The organism is Nostoc sp., assembly GCF_036917315.1.
Lineage (GTDB): Bacteria > Cyanobacteriota > Cyanobacteriia > Cyanobacteriales > Nostocaceae > Nostoc.
The window spans coordinates 1-15,992 of the sequence record NZ_JBALDR010000043.1; the positions used below are offsets into that span (position 1 = coordinate 1).

At 43.1% G+C, this 15,992-nt stretch carries 13 protein-coding genes and 1 pseudogene; 10 read left to right on the forward strand and 4 right to left on the reverse strand.

Annotation, left to right across the window (positions count from 1 at the left end):
* Positions 1 to 99: 99 nt before the first annotated feature.
* Positions 100 to 2,436: pseudogene (locus tag V7K84_RS19285) on the reverse strand (tetratricopeptide repeat protein); the annotation flags it as partial.
* A gap of 472 nt (positions 2,437 to 2,908) precedes the next feature.
* Between V7K84_RS19285 and V7K84_RS19290 the strand changes: the two are divergent.
* From V7K84_RS19290 to V7K84_RS19300, 3 genes are all read left to right on the forward strand, one after another.
* Positions 2,909 to 3,076, forward strand: a complete 168-nt coding sequence (locus V7K84_RS19290) for a hypothetical protein (RefSeq protein WP_334840361.1) — start codon at positions 2,909 to 2,911, stop codon at positions 3,074 to 3,076.
* Between the two features lie 131 nt (positions 3,077 to 3,207).
* Positions 3,208 to 3,477, forward strand: a complete 270-nt coding sequence (locus V7K84_RS19295) for a hypothetical protein (protein ID WP_334840362.1) — start codon at positions 3,208 to 3,210, stop codon at positions 3,475 to 3,477.
* Positions 3,474 to 3,893 (forward strand): putative toxin-antitoxin system toxin component, PIN family, encoded by a 420-nt coding sequence (locus tag V7K84_RS19300; protein WP_334840363.1) that lies wholly within the window; start codon positions 3,474 to 3,476, stop codon positions 3,891 to 3,893. Before V7K84_RS19295 ends, V7K84_RS19300 begins: the two co-directional genes overlap by 4 nt.
* Before the next feature lie 123 nt (positions 3,894 to 4,016).
* Here the strand turns inward: V7K84_RS19300 and V7K84_RS19305 are convergent, their stop codons facing one another.
* The 3 genes from V7K84_RS19305 to V7K84_RS19315 form a co-directional block, all read right to left on the reverse strand.
* Positions 4,017 to 4,175 (reverse strand): hypothetical protein, encoded by a 159-nt coding sequence (locus V7K84_RS19305; protein WP_334840364.1) that lies wholly within the window; start codon positions 4,173 to 4,175, stop codon positions 4,017 to 4,019.
* A 189-nt stretch (positions 4,176 to 4,364) separates the two neighbouring features.
* Positions 4,365 to 5,345: a porphobilinogen synthase gene (gene hemB / locus V7K84_RS19310; protein ID WP_109011263.1), complete on the reverse strand. Its 981-nt coding sequence runs from the start codon at positions 5,343 to 5,345 to the stop codon at positions 4,365 to 4,367.
* A 348-nt stretch (positions 5,346 to 5,693) separates the two neighbouring features.
* Positions 5,694 to 6,053: a DUF4870 domain-containing protein gene (locus V7K84_RS19315; RefSeq protein WP_334840366.1), complete on the reverse strand. Its 360-nt coding sequence runs from the start codon at positions 6,051 to 6,053 to the stop codon at positions 5,694 to 5,696.
* Positions 6,054 to 6,177: 124 nt separating this feature from the next.
* On the opposite strand from V7K84_RS19315, the gene prfC reads away from it, so the two are divergent.
* The 7 genes from prfC (at position 6,178) to V7K84_RS19350 (ending at position 15,947) form a co-directional block, all read left to right on the forward strand.
* A complete protein-coding gene (prfC, locus tag V7K84_RS19320; RefSeq protein ID WP_334840368.1) occupies positions 6,178 to 7,806 on the forward strand; it encodes a peptide chain release factor 3 in 1,629 nt (542 codons plus the stop codon).
* Between the two features lie 204 nt (positions 7,807 to 8,010).
* Positions 8,011 to 10,287 carry a M48 family metalloprotease gene (locus tag V7K84_RS19325; protein ID WP_334840370.1) on the forward strand — a complete coding sequence of 759 codons (2,277 nt, stop codon included), beginning with the start codon at positions 8,011 to 8,013 and terminating at the stop codon, positions 10,285 to 10,287.
* 617 nt (positions 10,288 to 10,904) lie between these two features.
* Positions 10,905 to 11,417 (forward strand): RNA recognition motif domain-containing protein, encoded by a 513-nt coding sequence (locus V7K84_RS19330; RefSeq protein WP_334840371.1) that lies wholly within the window; start codon positions 10,905 to 10,907, stop codon positions 11,415 to 11,417.
* Between the two features lie 491 nt (positions 11,418 to 11,908).
* On the forward strand, positions 11,909 to 12,349 hold the full coding sequence (locus tag V7K84_RS19335; RefSeq protein WP_334840373.1) for a SufE family protein: 441 nt from the start codon (positions 11,909 to 11,911) through the stop codon (positions 12,347 to 12,349).
* Positions 12,350 to 12,450: 101 nt separating this feature from the next.
* Positions 12,451 to 13,365: an alpha/beta fold hydrolase gene (locus V7K84_RS19340; RefSeq protein WP_334840454.1), complete on the forward strand. Its 915-nt coding sequence runs from the start codon at positions 12,451 to 12,453 to the stop codon at positions 13,363 to 13,365.
* 465 nt (positions 13,366 to 13,830) lie between these two features.
* Positions 13,831 to 14,802 (forward strand): CobW family GTP-binding protein, encoded by a 972-nt coding sequence (locus V7K84_RS19345; protein WP_334840375.1) that lies wholly within the window; start codon positions 13,831 to 13,833, stop codon positions 14,800 to 14,802.
* An 83-nt stretch (positions 14,803 to 14,885) separates the two neighbouring features.
* Positions 14,886 to 15,947, forward strand: coding sequence for a WD40 repeat domain-containing protein (locus V7K84_RS19350; RefSeq protein ID WP_334840376.1), 1,062 nt, complete (start codon positions 14,886 to 14,888; stop codon positions 15,945 to 15,947).
* Positions 15,948 to 15,992: the final 45 nt, after the last annotated feature.

The window sequence follows — 15,992 nt, forward strand, 5'->3', positions numbered from 1 at the left end:
ACTCTTAAATGATGGAGAGCTTATTATTAAATGGGGAAGAAAAATAAAAAACAAGGGAAATGCTGTTTGTGCAAATTAAAAGCACAACAGCTTATCTAACAGAGATTGACGAAAATCATTTGTAGCATTCTCTATCTTTTCCTGTCCGGGTAGTTCATAAGTATCAAGAGAATTGGGAGTGACAACCCAAAGATAGCTATGTTTTTTACCCAAGGAATATTGCAATAGCAGGGTGTCTGAATCTAGTTGTTGCTGAATTTGAGTTAATTTTAGAGGGTTAGGATATTTCAGTGCTGCATATTTGGGACTACTTGTACGGATTTTGGTTTGCAGTTCTTCGTATTGGTTAAGGAGGTCGGCAATTTCTTTTTCGAGGTTTTGTATAGCGGTTGTGGGTGCTGTTTTATTCAGTAACTCTTGACGCAGTTTATCTCTAGCATCAAGTTGCTGCTGCAAGTTTTGTTCTTCTGCTAGTAGTTGCGGGTCAATGCCTTTACGGATTTTGGCATTGGCTTCTGTTAATAGTTCTAAAAGACCCCTGGCGCGCGATCGCTCACTGATGTGCAGTGCTTCAGCAGCGTATCCTTTAGATGGATCTTTTTTGTGCAGTTCCATCAGCAGGTCGGTGTATAACTTGTAATAGTCTTGGACAGAAGCAAAATAAGAAGCACGTAGTTCTTTATTAGCTATTTTGGTGCGTAAATCTTCAATGATTTCAATAGCTGCTTGAATATGTGTTTGGGCTTGCTGTAAATTACCACTACTGCGTTCTAGGAAAGCCATATTAGAGAGAGTGTTGGCTTCCCCTCCCCTGTCCCCCACTGCACGGAGTATGGGTAAAGCTTGGTTGAAGTATTTGAGCGCTTCTTGCTTTTCTCCTAAATCGGAGTAGACACCGCCAATATTGTTGAGAGTGGCGGCTTCACCTCCTCTGTCCCCTACTGCACGGTGTATGGGTAAGACTTGGTTGTAGTATTTGAGCGCTTCTTGCTTTTCTCCTAAATCGGAGTAGACACCGCCAATATTGTTGAGAGTGGCGGCTTCACCTCCCCTGTCCCCCACTGCACGGAGTATGGGTAAAGCTTGGTTGAAGTATTTGAGCGCTTCTTGCTTTTCTCCTAAATCGGAGTAGACACCGCCAATATTGTTGAGAGTGGCGGCTTCACCTCCCCTGTCCCCCACTGCACGGAGTATGGGTAAAGCTTGGTTGAAGTATTTGAGCGCTTCTTGCTTTTCTCCTAAATCGGAGTAAACACTGCCAATATTATGGAGGGTGGTGGCTTCACCTCCTCTGTCCCCCACTGCACGGCGTATGGGTAAAGCTTGGTTGTAGTATTTGAGCGCTTCTTGCTTTTCTCCTAAATCGGAGTAGACACTGCCAATATTGTTGAGGGTGGTGGCTTCACCTCTCCTGTCCCCTACTGCACGGTGTATGGGTAAGGCTTGGTTGAAGTATTTGAGCGCTTCTTGCTTTTCTCCTAAATCGGAGTAGACACTGCCAATATTATGGAGAGTGGCGGCTTCACCTCCCCTGTCCCCTACTGCACGATGTATGGGTAAAGCTTGGTTGAAGTATTTGAGCGCTTCTTGCTTTTCTCCTAAATCGGAGTAGACACTGCCAATATTGTTGAGGGTGGTGGCTTCACCTCTCCTGTACCCCACTGCACGGAGTATGGGTAAAGCTTGGTTGTAGTATTTGAGCGCTTCTTGCTTTTCTCCTAAATCGGAGTAGACTCTGCCAATATTGTTGAGGGTGGCGGCTTCACCTCCCCTGTCCCCCACTGCACGGTGTATGGGTAAGGCTTGGTTGAAGTATTTGAGCGCTTCTTGCTTTTCTCCTAAATCGTCGTAGACACTGCCAATATTATGGAGGGTGGTGGCTTCACCTCCCCTGTCCCCCACTGCACGGCGTATGGGTAAGGCTTGGTTGTAGTATTTGAGCGCTTCTTGCTTTTCTCCTAATGAGTCGTAGACACCACCAATATTGTTGAGAGTGATGGCTTCCCCTCCCCTGTTCCTCACTGCACGAAATATGGGTAAGGCTTGGTTGTAGTATTTGAGCGCTTCTTGCTTTTCTCCTAAGGAGTCGTAGACTCTGCCAATGGCAAGGAAAGTGAGTGCTTGCCCAGGTTTATCATCAACTTGTTGCCAAAGCTTCAGCGCTTCTTGCCATTTGTCAATCGCTTGTCGCAGTGATTCTGCTGTTCCTTGTTTATAAAGCTGCTTCCCTTCTTGATAAACCCGTTCCGCAGCAGCGCGAGTGGCATTTTGTTGAGTAGTTCCTGGCTGCTGTGCTATCTGCAACCCTCGGTTTCTCGGTGTCGCCCCCACTGCATCAGCAAGCAAAACCGCACTCAACAACAAAGTTAAACTGTAACGGGTAAATTTTGTTAACAAGCACCAAAAAACCCACTGAGACTTTACACTCCCCATCATTGTTTACCCTTAATCTGTGATTATTAGCAACCCAATTCCTGGCAAACCAATCCCTGACGTTAGTAAACTATTTAATTGTCATCAGGGATATTGCGGAAACTTTAAATTGATTTTATGGGTGCGGTCAAAGTTTACAGCTTTGGTTTCTGTTTTTGCAACAAACTCCCTCGCTAAACACTGATTTTCTCGTTCTCGCGCTTCCTCCCAGGAGATAAGGCAATACGGTTCAGTTAAGGTTTTTTGATGAAAATTCTAGATCGCTAAAGATGCGATAAATCACTGTCAATACGAAAGACTATTGTCTTGACGGCGATTCATCGTGTCTCTTGCCTTAACCGAGGAGTATTGGGAGATAAGGAAGGAGAAAAAGGTCTATCTATAATTGCCTAAGTACAAGCGATTCTTTATTTACACCCCAGCCAAATGCCACAAATAAAAGGATAAAATTGAATAAGACTCAAATATAAAAATTATGAAAACAGCTATTATTGCCAAAGTAACGGCTGATGGAAAGCTAGAAAATCCTCCAGAAGTATTAGCACAGTTTCAGCCCTCTACTGAGTATGAAGTCTCGGTTACAGAAGATCAGATAGTTTTCAAAAAAACTTATCAACGATTAACACTAAAAGAATTAAGGTAGAGAGCGTTAGATGCTGGTTCAGATCCAAATCAACCAACGCTTGAAGAAATTAGTCAAATAGTCAAACAAGTTAGACAAGAACTTTGGGCTAATTTAGGTATTCATTAATAATGTAATAAATGAGTAAACTTATGCAGACAGATCCAATTATCAGAGTCACTGATGAAAAGCAAATAAATCTCCCAGTAGAAATTGAATCTCAACTGATACCTGGCGATGAATACAGAGTAATTCTAAAGGAAAATTGTATTGTTTTAGAAAAAATTACTCAGCAAAATGTAGATTTAGATGATTTTTTACAAAGTCTTGAACAATTAGAACCCGATCCTAATCAACCAACTCTGGAAGAAATTAGTGAACTTGTCAAGGATGTCAGACAGGAGTTATGGTCTAATCCATGAGAGTTATCCTTGATGTAAATGTTTGGATTTCAGCTTTGTTGTGGGGAGGTGTTCCTGGTAAAACCTTGCGTTTAGCAAGAAATCAACAAATTAATATATTTGCTTCTGAATTTTTATTATTAGAACTAGAAACAACTTTAAAACGTGATAAATTTCAACTACGATTACAACAAAGAGGTTATACGGTTGAGGATTTGATTTCTGTAGTCAAGGGTTTATCAAATGATTGTCCAACAATCTCTGTAGATGCTCCTCAATTACGCGACCCAAAAGATAATTTAGTTCTGGCTGCGGCTGTTGCGGCAAATGCTGAAGCAATTGTTACTGGAGATTTAGATTTATTGGTGTTGATAGAATTCAACGGAATTCCAATTTTAACTCCGCAAGATTTTTTAAGTCGTTATTTCTTAGATTAAGTTTTAGCATTAGCCTAGAAGTACAGTTCTCAAAGAAGCGACACACCTGTTGATGATACCGATCTCTAGCGCTGTAGTACGCAAACAAAAACCCGCTATCTGCGAGTATAAGCGGATAATAGGTCATGAATGCCGCTTGTTGAGATATTGAGCGATCGCTTTTTTACGGTTTGAGCGTTCCGATAAATCCGTTGGTGCATCTTGCAGCAGATGTTCAGGGTGTCCACCCCGCCTCTCTACCAAAGTTTTACCCGCTTGTAAGGTTAGCCAGCGTTCAGCCAATCATCCTCTATTTCTCCGTGTCCTCTGCGCCTCTGTGGTAGTCTGCGACAAGCCGCTTTGCGTCTACGTTATTCCCTAACTCTTGCGTAAGTCCCAAAAGAATCTCACGCCCAAACACCAAAAGACAACTCTGCGTCTTCGCGCCTCTGCGTGAGATTTCCCCCTAAATTAGTATTCAATATGCCTAGCCTACTTTAACCATCGCGCCGCATCTTTGGCATGATAAGTCAAAATCAAATCTGCACCAGCGCGTTTAAACCCAGTTAAAGTTTCCATAACCACCCGCTCTTCATCAATCCAACCATTGAGAGCCGCAGCTTTCACCATCGCATACTCACCAGAAACATTGTAAGCCGCAACTGGTAAGTTACTTGCTTCCTTGACGCGCCAAATAATATCCATGTATGCCAAGGCTGGCTTAACCATGAGCATATCAGCACCTTCAGCGATATCCAATTCAATCTCTTTAATCGCTTCGCGGGCGTTACCTGGGTCCATTTGGTAAGTTCTTCTGTCCCCAAATTGTGGTGTCGAGTCTGCTGCATCCCGGAATGGGCCATAATAACCCGAAGCATACTTAGCAGCATAAGATAAAATCGGCGTATCTTGAAATCCTGCTTCATCCAAACCCTGACGAATTGCCTGGACAAACCCATCCATCATCCCCGAAGGCGCGATGATATCAGCACCGGCTTTTGCTTGAGAAACTGCCGTTTTCTTCAACAATTCTAGAGTTGGATCGTTTAAAACTCGTCCTGTTAAATCACCAGTTTGTAAATAACCACAATGACCGTGACTGGTGTACTCACACAAACAAGTATCGGCAATTACAATCAAATCTGGTACTGCTGCTTTTACCGCAGTCGCCGCTTTTTGCACGATACCGCAATCATGCCAAGCGCCAGTGGCATCCACATCTTTATCAGCTGGAATACCAAATAGAATAATAGAAGGAATTCCTAAGTCGTAAACTTCTTTTGCTTCTTCAACAATTTTATCTACCGAAAGTTGGTAGACTCCGGGCATCGATTTCACCTCATTAGCGATTCCCTCACCCGGTACAGCAAATAATGGGTAGATTAAATCACTTGTTGTTAAAACAGTTTCACGAACCATCCGGCGCAGTTGGGGATGAGTACGCAGACGACGGGGGCGATGTGTAGGAAACATAAAATTTTATCAAGAAAAACAACGCAGACAGACACAAAACAAAGCGTCACAAAAGCAGGCTAAAATTTTCCTGCCGTCAGACAGACTACAAACAGTGCTTAACTGTCCTTTGCCCTACTCTTAATCAAGTTGTGGGGCAATTTTGTATTCTACAGCTTGGTTGCACCTATCCGACGGACTGGAAAAAAAACAACATTATGAAGAAATTCAAAAATTTAAACGCAAAGTGGCACAAAGGTAAACGCAGAGGCACGCAGAGAATTTGCTACTAAGTTTAATGAAATGTTGTGCTTGGTAGTAAATAACTGACAATTACCAATGCTCTATGCCTAATCCCATAAATTTGTGTTAAAAAACTCGGAAAATATAGGGATAACGGAAGGGTATATCAGGATTGCTAAAAACTCCAATGAGCGCCCAAATTGTTAATCCCCAGTGTAATAGATATCCCAGACCGGCTAGTGGCCCCAGCAATAGTAAAGGTAATACTAACCAACCGAATAGAAAAAACAATGCTCCCAGAATTGCACCATAAAACCAGACATTAAAGTGGAAATTGATCGATTCTTTGGCGTTTTCTTTAACAACAGGATCGTTAGATACGAATAGTATGGCGATAGGTATGCCTACAGATACCAATGTTGTGCTGAAAAAAATCGCTCCATGAGACAAGGCAGATAGAAGCTTTCGCTTGTCTGTGTCGTACATTGCTTTCTCCTATTTAGTCAGATTGTTGGTTATACTACGACCCTATCATGAGCATCGTTGTCTTAAGATTAAAAGACTTACCAGAGTCAAAAAAAATTAAGCTAGCTAACAAACAAATACATTTATGTCTACTGAACTTCAGTCTGAACTTATTCAAGCAGTTGAACTTCGCCGCAACTTTGCGATTATATCTCACCCCGATGCAGGTAAAACTACACTAACTGAAAAGCTACTCCTTTACGGGGGTGCGATTCACGAAGCTGGGGCCGTTAAGGCACGACGGGCACAGCGAAAAGCTACTTCTGACTGGATGGCGATGGAGCAACAACGGGGTATTTCCATTACCTCCACAGTGTTGCAATTTGAATACCGGAATTGCCAAATCAATTTATTAGACACTCCCGGACACCAAGATTTCAGTGAAGATACTTATCGCACCCTTGCCGCCGCAGATAATGCCGTGATGTTGATTGATGCGGCAAAGGGTTTGGAACCGCAAACGCGCAAATTGTTTGAAGTGTGTAAGTTGCGGGGTATCCCAATTTTTACATTTATCAACAAGCTCGATCGCCCAGGAAGGGAACCTCTGGAATTGTTGGATGAAATTGAGCAAGAACTGGGATTGCAAACCTATGCGGTAAACTGGCCGATTGGCATGGGCGATCGCTTTAAAGGTGTTTTTGACCGACACAAACAACAAATTCACCTGTTTGAACGCAGCGCCCACGGCAGCCGAGAAGCCCGTGATACCATAGTGGAATTAGGCGATCCGAAAATAGAAGAACAGCTAGAACAAAGCCTGTACCACCAACTGAAAAACGATCTGGAACTGTTAGATGGAGTTGGTCCAGAGCTAGATTTACAGTTGATACACGAAGGCAAAATGACGCCTGTGTTCTTTGGTAGCGCCATGACCAACTTTGGGGTAGAGTTATTCCTCAAGTATTTCCTCGACTATGCCCTCAAACCCGGTTCTCATATTAGCAGTGTTGGCGAAGTTCCCCCTACATACCCAGAGTTTTCGGGGTTTGTCTTTAAACTGCAAGCGAATATGGACCCGAAACACCGCGATCGCGTCGCATTTATCCGGGTTTGCACTGGTAAGTTTGAAAAAGATATGATGGTGAATCACGCTCGCATTGGTAAACTCATCCGTCTATCTCGCCCGCAAAAACTCTTTGCTCAAGAGCGAGAATCGATTGATGTGGCTTATCCTGGCGATGTGATCGGTTTGAATAATCCCGGTGTTTTTGCGATCGGGGATACAATTTACACGGGACAAAAGCTCGAATATGAGGGAATTCCGTATTTCTCGCCGGAACTGTTCGCATCTTTGAGGAATCCTAACCCCTCGAAGTCTAAACAATTCCAAAAAGGCGTTGCGGAATTGCGAGAAGAAGGTGCTGTGCAAATTATGTATTCAACTGATGAAGCCAAGCGCGATCCAATTTTGGCGGCGGTGGGTCAGTTGCAATTCGAGGTGGTACAGTTTCGCTTACAAAATGAGTATGGTGTAGAAACCATATTAGATTTATTGCCCTACAGTGTCGCCCGTTGGGTTGAGGGTGGTTGGGAAGCATTAGAAAAAGTGGGACGAATATTCAATACCACTACAGTTAAAGACAGTATGGGACGCCCAGTGTTGTTATTCCGCAATGAGTGGAATTGTCAACAGTTACTGGGCGACCATCCAGAGTTAAAATTAAGCGCGATCGCTCCAGTATTTTCTAGTCAACAACCAGTGGAAGAGTGAAGAAGAATACAGAATTCAGAATCCAGAATTCAGAATTAGTCCTACAAAAGAGCTAACTGAATTCTGACGACTGACTCCTGAATTCAATCTTTATCATTCACTTGACAAACAAAACTTGAGCGCGGTTGATTTCCACGGCATCCGAGGTTCGCGCTTTTGCACAAACGTGGATCATTTAGAAGAGATTGGAGTGCCAGAATTTGTATGCCTTCACATGCCAAACCGTCTTTGGAGGCTGGTTTAGTTGCCCTCAAGCAGGGAAATTACCAAACAGCGATCGCCCAACTAGAACCTATTGCTAGCAGCCAAAATAATGGGACTGCTAGCTTACAAGCTCAGGTTGGTTTAGTGATGGCTTATGCTCGCACTGGCGAAGTTCCCAAAGCGATCGCTATTTCCCAGAATCTCATTGAGAGTAACAATCCGCAAGTTCAAGAGTGGGCAACACGCGCTCTCGAACACCTGACAAAACGTAAAAAAACCGAGCAAGAATCAAAAAAAGTCGAAACTGGATTTGTTCCCTTTGAGAATTCAGCACCAGATTCAACCCCCATTACTCCCCCGGAAACTTCTACATTAGAGGAAAAGCCGAACAACGATCGAGTAATAGAAACCAAAAGCGACGACATCCCGCCGATGGTACCACTAGCTAGACTCAAAGCTACATTAGCGACACCGCCACCACCGCCACCATCGGCTACACCCCTAAGCGGCTTCATGGGTTCTGTTACTCGCACCCAAGCCAAATTATTCGGCGTTATTTACTGGCGACAAGCACAACGCGCCAGAGCATGGCAACCACTACGTAAACCAAAATTAATTCCCTTGCGGCTACTGTCCGCAGGGACATTCATCGCAGTGTTTTGGGTAATACGAGAAATCCTCAAGTTAGCTCTGGGATTAATCAACCAGACTTTAGTCAAACTACCTTATCTGGAGCCGATACAGCTTTTATACCACGACCCTACTCAACTGTTGCTGATCGCATTGGTGATTTTAATCGCAGTATCACCTTGGTTGCTGGATCTGCTACTGGCGAATTTGTATGGTCAGCGAGAATTTCCGAAAGATGTATTGAATACCCATAGCCGCGAAGCCGTTCGGGTGCTACAACGTTGTTCCCAACAGCGGCACTGGCCGTTACCCAAACTGCGGATTTTACCAACGGCTGCACCAATTATTCTGACTTATGGTAGTTTACCACGTAATGCCAGGATTGTTGTGAGTCAAGGGCTATTAGAGCAGTTGGCAGATGATGAAATCGCCATTATTTATGCCACGCAGCTAGGGCATATTGCTCACTGGGATTTTGCTGTAATGTCTTTGTTGCTGCTGGTGACACTACCAACTCATAAGCTATATCAGCAAATGTCGGAGTTGGGAGACAAAATATCAGCGAAAATTTGGCGCTGGCCGGTAACAATTCTGGCGAGTCTAATTTATGGAATTTGGTGTTTGCTGACTGGGACTGCATTGTGGTTGTCGCGGTTGCGGCTTTATTATAGCGATCGCGTCGCCGCTGAAATTACTGGTAATCCCAATGCTCTGATTCGCGCTTTACTCAAAATTGCCATTGGCATCGCCGCTGATATCCAAAAACAAGAACACACCAGTTGGCAACTAGAAAGCTTAAATCTTTTAACACCAGTCAGCTACCAACAGAGTTTATCTTTGGGCACTATTGCCAGCAATCTATCTTTTGAATCCTTTTTGAAGTGGGATACTGCCAATCCCTATCGCCGATGGTTTACGATTAATAATAGCCATCCTTTAATGGGCGATCGCATCGAACGCCTCTGCCAAATAGCCCGTCACTGGCATCTAGACACCGAACTACATTTTGCTAGCGAACCATCAAAGGTTAAGCGTCAGTCTTTTCTATTACAAGTCGCTCCCTGGTTGGGAATTCCTCTAGGGGTTCTGTTTGCAGCTTTCGTCTGGCTAACCTGGCAACTAGCATTCACACTCAAGTTTTTAAATCTAAAGTGGATATATGAAGATTGGTCTTTCATTACAGGCTGCCTTCTGATTGGCTTTAGCATCGGTACTGTGATGCGGATTAATTCTTTCTTCCCCGATATTAAACCTGCCACCGTACAAACTGACGACAGCTTACCCAACCTGTTAGCTGACCCTTCTGCCTTACCTATTGATAGCGTCAGCGTGCGTCTTGTGGGTAAATTATTAGGTCGTCAAGGTACTAGTAACACCCTAGCGCAAGATTTAATCTTGCAATCCAGCGCAGGTTTGGTGAAATTACACCACATTTCTTGGCTAGGACAGTCAGTCAATCACCAGGATCTAATCGGGCGGCAAATTATCGTCACAGGTTGGTTCCGGCGAGGGGCAACACCTTGGATCGATATCCAAACCCTAGAAACTCAAAGTGGTAAAACCATTCATAGCCCTCATCCCATTTGGTCTACTTTTTTGGCTGTTGCAGCACAGGCTTGGGGCGCATATGTCTTTCTCACTGGTTAGTCATTGCTCATTGACAAAGGACAAATTGGAATGTAAACAAAAGTTGCAGGTTTTCTTAACAAATGTTACATTTATTTACACAAACAAGAGCAGCCGACATAACTCAGTATCACCGCTTAGTTATAGATTTAGGTGCTTTTTCCCCGCTCTATACCTTTTTATCCTCCCAACACAGCAGCAAATTAACCAGCCAGTGGCTGGTTTTTGTTTCAAAATATGCTCACTTGCATAAAAAAATGTGTTTTATGTTACGATGCAGTAATAGTAATGCTGAAAATGTAGGCGCTAAACTAGCTACGTAGAAAATACCGTGGTAATGTAAGGAATGGTATTTGATTCTGCGAAAAAGGGCATAGAAGAAAGCGTGTACTTTAGCAGGCAATAGGCTATTAAATTTACAATTCTTAGAATTAAGGTGTTATTAGCTCACCATAGTGTGAGCCTTTGGATTAAACAAGCTTGATCCCGACGAAAAACTGTATTGTTGTATAGGTTGACAGTTTCGAGCAAAAAAATTGGTTTATGGCAGTCTTGGTCAATAGCATCTATTTAAAAGCCAAAGCTAAGTGATTGTTTTCTTGCCTTGCCATGTTCATTCAACTCTGGAGGTATAGTTCATGTCCGTTCGCCTATATATAGGTAATTTGCCTAAAGATGAAATAGATCGTCAAGATCTGCAAGCCGTTTTTGCAGCAGAAGGTGATGCTGTAACTACTAAATTAATTAAAGACCGCAAAACTGGCAAATGCCGTGGTTTCGGTTTTCTTACAGTCAACAATGACGAACAAGCTGACGAAATTATTGAAAAGTATAATGGTCAGATGTTCAAAGACACTCCGATTAAGCTAGAGAAGGCATTACCTCGGACAAAGGGTGAAGAGGGCGACGAGCAAGCTCCTAAACCAGTTACTCTTGCTAGTACTAGTAATAGTACCCCGACTCCTAGCCCGAACAGAGAAGGTAGCCGTCGTGAGAAAAGCTCTAAGAAACCTCGTCGTGGCGGCGGTGGCGGAGGTTCTCGCGAAAGCAGCACTACAACCACCGATTCAGACGCTATTCGTCCAGATCCTCGTTGGGCTTCGGAATTAGAAAAGCTGAAGCAGATGCTAGCTGCACAAACTACAAATTAATCCTCAAGGGAGAGAAATTAAAAATTAAAAATCAGAATTTTTTTTGATTTTTAATTTTTATAATTGTTGATAATTATCTAGCTGCTTAGTTTAATGAACTTGCAGCTAATTTTGTAAGTACGTAGGCGCAGTCCGCTGTAGGCATCGAATTGTCGAATCGTGGAGAATTGAGGGTTGAAATTTAAACGCAGAGGAACGCAAAGGTAAGCGCAGAGGCACGCAGAAAATATGCTGCAAACTAATAAAGTTTTTACTTGGAATAAAATTAAGTTTTTGTGATTGGACGCATTAAAAAACCTGGACGATGGGGATGCGATGCCTGCGGCGGGCTGCGCCTACGCAGTAATTATCTGGATTTGATAAATTAGAGTCAGTAATGGCAAGCTTGATAATGCCAAGCCAACCGGAGGCGCGTAGGCGTAGCCCGCCGTCGGCATCGCTCTAAAGATAATCTACACTCAAAGAGATACCGATCGTTTGCAGCTTCTGTTATGTCCTCAACTCTAGATTCTTTGCCACCTGCGCTCGCTAAAATTGTCCAGCGCTTTCAACGCGCTTCCGAACCGAAGCGACGCTACGAACAGCTAATCTGGTATGCTCAGAAGCTCAATGAGTTCCCAGAAGCTGATAAATTACCTGAAAATAAAGTTCCTGGTTGCGTGTCTCAAGTTTTTATCACAGCAGCCTTGGATGACGGTAAGGTTGTATTTCAGGGCGATTCCGATTCTCAGTTAACCAAAGGATTAGTCGGGCTTCTGGTTGAAGGATTGCATGGACTAACGCCAACTGAGATTGTCCAACTTACTCCAGATTTTATTCAAGAAACAGGTTTAAATGTTAGCCTGACACCTTCCCGTGCGAATGGATTCTACAACATTTTTAAAACCATGCAAAAAAAAGCATTGGAATGTAAGTTAGATTTGCCTAGCTAAACTTGGTCATTTGTCATTTGTCATTAGTCATTAGTCATTTGCAAAGGACAAAGGACAACTGACAAGTGACAAAAAACATACAAATACCAAAATTTAGTCTTATGTCAACCAATTTATTATCTACCTCTGCTGCTACTGGCTTTGGTGGAGTAGTTCAAGAATATCTCTGGAATTTTGAAAATCAGCAATTGCGCGTTGTTTATGAAACTCTTGGTAAAGGTTCACCGCTATTGCTACTACCATCTTTCAGCAGTGTTTCGACGCGTTTGGAAGTGGGCGAACTTGCCAAGTTACTAGCTCCCAATTTTCAAGTTGTAGCTGTAGACTGGCCTGGATTTGGTGAATCTTCTCGCCCTAGTTTGAATTACCGACCGGAAATATATCAGCAATTTTTGGAAGATTTTGTCAAAGCTATTTTTAATACTTGCATTACTGTGGTGGCGGCTGGTCATGCAGCTAGTTACGTTTTACAATTAGTTGTGAAACAACCTGCTACTTTTTCCCGGATTGTATTGTTAGGCCCTACTTGGCGTGGGCCTTTGCCAACAATGGGGGCAAGTCAGCAAATAGCTGCTCTGGTGAGAGAATTGGTGCGATCGCCTATACTTGGTCAAGCTCTCTACAAACTCAACACTACTCAATCTTTCTTAAGTTTTATGTACCGCCGTCATGTCTTTACTGACGCGGCTAAAATTACACCCAGTTTCATTGAGAAAAAGTGGCACACGACTCAACAACCAGGAGCGCGATTTGCATCTGCTGCCTTTGTAACTGGTAATCTTGATGCTGTACGCGAACAATCTGATTTTTTAGAACTTGTAAAGTCTTTAACTGTACCGCTCATGGTAGTAATTGGGGAATCTAGCCCCCCCAAATCACTAGAAGAAATGAACGCTTTAGTAGCCTTATCAGGAGTGAAAAGTGTTGTCATACCTGGTTCTCTGGGACTGCATGAAGAATATCCAGTAGTTGTTTTAGAAGCAGTTCAAGATTTTTTGTTATCCCCAGAAAATTAAATTTTCACATTGCACCTTGGTGCGAGACTAAGATTATATAACTAGCCCTTTCAAGATGGGTAAAAATATTGGTCAATAAATTCTTTTAAACCGCAGAGGCGCAGAGGACACAGAGAGAAGCAAATGCAGTTCTCGCAGTTTTTGCTCTCTGTGCCTCTGCGGTAGCCTGCGACAAGCCGCTTTGCGTCTACGTAAAAAAATGACTTTGACAAACGAGTGCTAACTTTAACCCAACCGTATTGACCGCAGTGTGGGTCGGCTTGTATGCAATATTCCTATCAGGCTAGTTCAACTTGTGAACATTTATTACTTATTACAGATGCATACAAATAAAATGTTTGGTGATTAAATTATGTAATGATTTTGCTGAAAGCCAAAATAATAGCAAGTTCGCACAAAAATATAAAAAGATTTATCATAGGCGAAAATGATTATCCATAAGGTGAGATAAGAGGAATTTAGAGTATGGTGGCTGACGTAATTAACAATTCAGTTCCCGTTACTGTTCTGACAGGCTATTTGGGAGCAGGTAAAACGACTCTACTCAATCACATCCTCACCTACGAACACGGCAAAAAAGTTGCTGTGATTGTCAATGAATTTGGGGAAGTGGGTATTGATAATCAATTGATTATCGATGCTGATGAAGAAATATTTGAAATGAACAATGGCTGTATCTGTTGTACAGTGCGCGGCGATTTAATTCGCATCATTGGCAATTTGATGAAGCGGCGTGATAAATTTGACCATTTAGTAATTGAAACAACTGGATTAGCCGATCCTGCACCAGTGATTCAGACATTTTTTGTTGATGAAGATTTACAAAGTCAACTGTCTCTAGATGCGGTGGTGACAGTTGTAGATGCCAAGCATATTTGGCAGCATTGGGATGCCGACGAAGCACAAGAACAGATTGCTTTTGCCGATGTAATTTTACTTAATAAAACAGATTTGGTAGCACCAGAAGAGTTAGATGAATTAGAAAAACGGATTCGGGCGATGAATGCGATCGCAAAAATTTACCGCACCCAAAATTCTGAACTAGGAATGGATGCTTTGTTGGGTGTAAAAGCCTTTGATTTAGAACGCGCATTAGAAATCGATCCAGATTTCTTAGGCGAAGATGCCCACGTACACGATGAAACTGTCTATTCTGTGGCTTTAGTAGAAGCAGGTGCAGTTGATGGAGAAAAATTAAACACTTGGCTTTCGGAGTTACTGCGTACTCAAGGGCCAGATATTTTTCGGATGAAAGGCATTTTAAATATTGCTGGAGAAGATAATCGATTTGTATTCCAAGGAGTACACATGATCTTTGATGGCAAACCCGATCGTCCTTGGAAAGCAAGCGAAACACCCAAAAATGAACTAGTTTTTATCGGTCGCAACCTTGATGCAGCCCAACTCAAGCAAGACTTTCTTGCTTGTCTAGCTTAATTTCGGAAGTGGGGACTGGGGATTGGGAAAAATTCACCCCCTAGTTCCCGTCCCCAGTCCCCAGTCTCCAGTACTCAATAACTATGAACACCACAACCAGCAAATCTAAGGAATTTGAACAACACTATTCCGGGACACTTTTAGATTATGTAACTGCGATGGCTTGGTCGCCACAAGGTCAAACTTTAGCAGCAACTTCTGCCGCTGGGGAAGTAGTTCTGTGGAATGATGGCGAACTCACAAGCTTACAAACTGGTAATGGTAAATCAGTAGACTGTCTCGCCTTTTCACCAGATGGAAAATTTTTAGCTGTTGGTGGACAAGATGGACAGGTGAAAATTTGGCGCAACACTGAATTAATCGCCACGTTGGAAAATGCCCCCGCATGGGTTGACAAGCTAGCTTGGAATTACACCAGTAACCAATTGGCTTTTAGTTTGGGGCGTTATGCCCAAGTCTGGGATGCAGATACTCGTGAAATTGTCGTGACGCTGAATTTCGACAACTCTTCAGTATTGGGTATAGATTGGCGCATTGACGGACAGTACTTAGCTATTAGTGGTTATAAAGGAGTCAAAATTTGGCACAGTCAAAACTGGGATGAAGAACCATACAGCTTAGATATGACTACTGTCAGTTTAGCGATGGCTTGGTCGCCCGATGGCAAATTCCTGGCTTCTGGCAACATGGATCGCAGTGTCACCGTTTTAGAATGGAACAACCCCGATCCTTGGGTGATGCGTGGCTTCCCTGGTAAAATTCGCCAATTGGCATGGTCAGAAGCTATGACCAAAGTGGGTGCGCCAATATTGGCATCTTCTAGCGTTGAAGGTATTGTGGTGTGGGAAAAGTTAGAGGATGATTCTTTAGGTTGGGAAGCGCGAGTATTAACTAATCATGTGGGTACGATCAATGCGATCGCCTTTGCACCCAAAAGCTTTCTGCTAGCTTCTGCTGCTGCTGACGGCTGGTTATGTTTGTGGAACAAAGCCAAGGAAGTATCCCAAATTATCACAGGTGTCTCAGCAGGATTTTCCACCCTAGCTTGGCATCCCCAAGGCAAGTTACTGGCCGCAGGCGGCGAACAGGGCGAATTACTTGTATGGTCAAAGGTTTTGCGCGGTCAAGGATTCGGGCGTAGTTAAGCAATACTTGGTAATTAAAATTGAAGCTGCGCAATTTATTAGCTA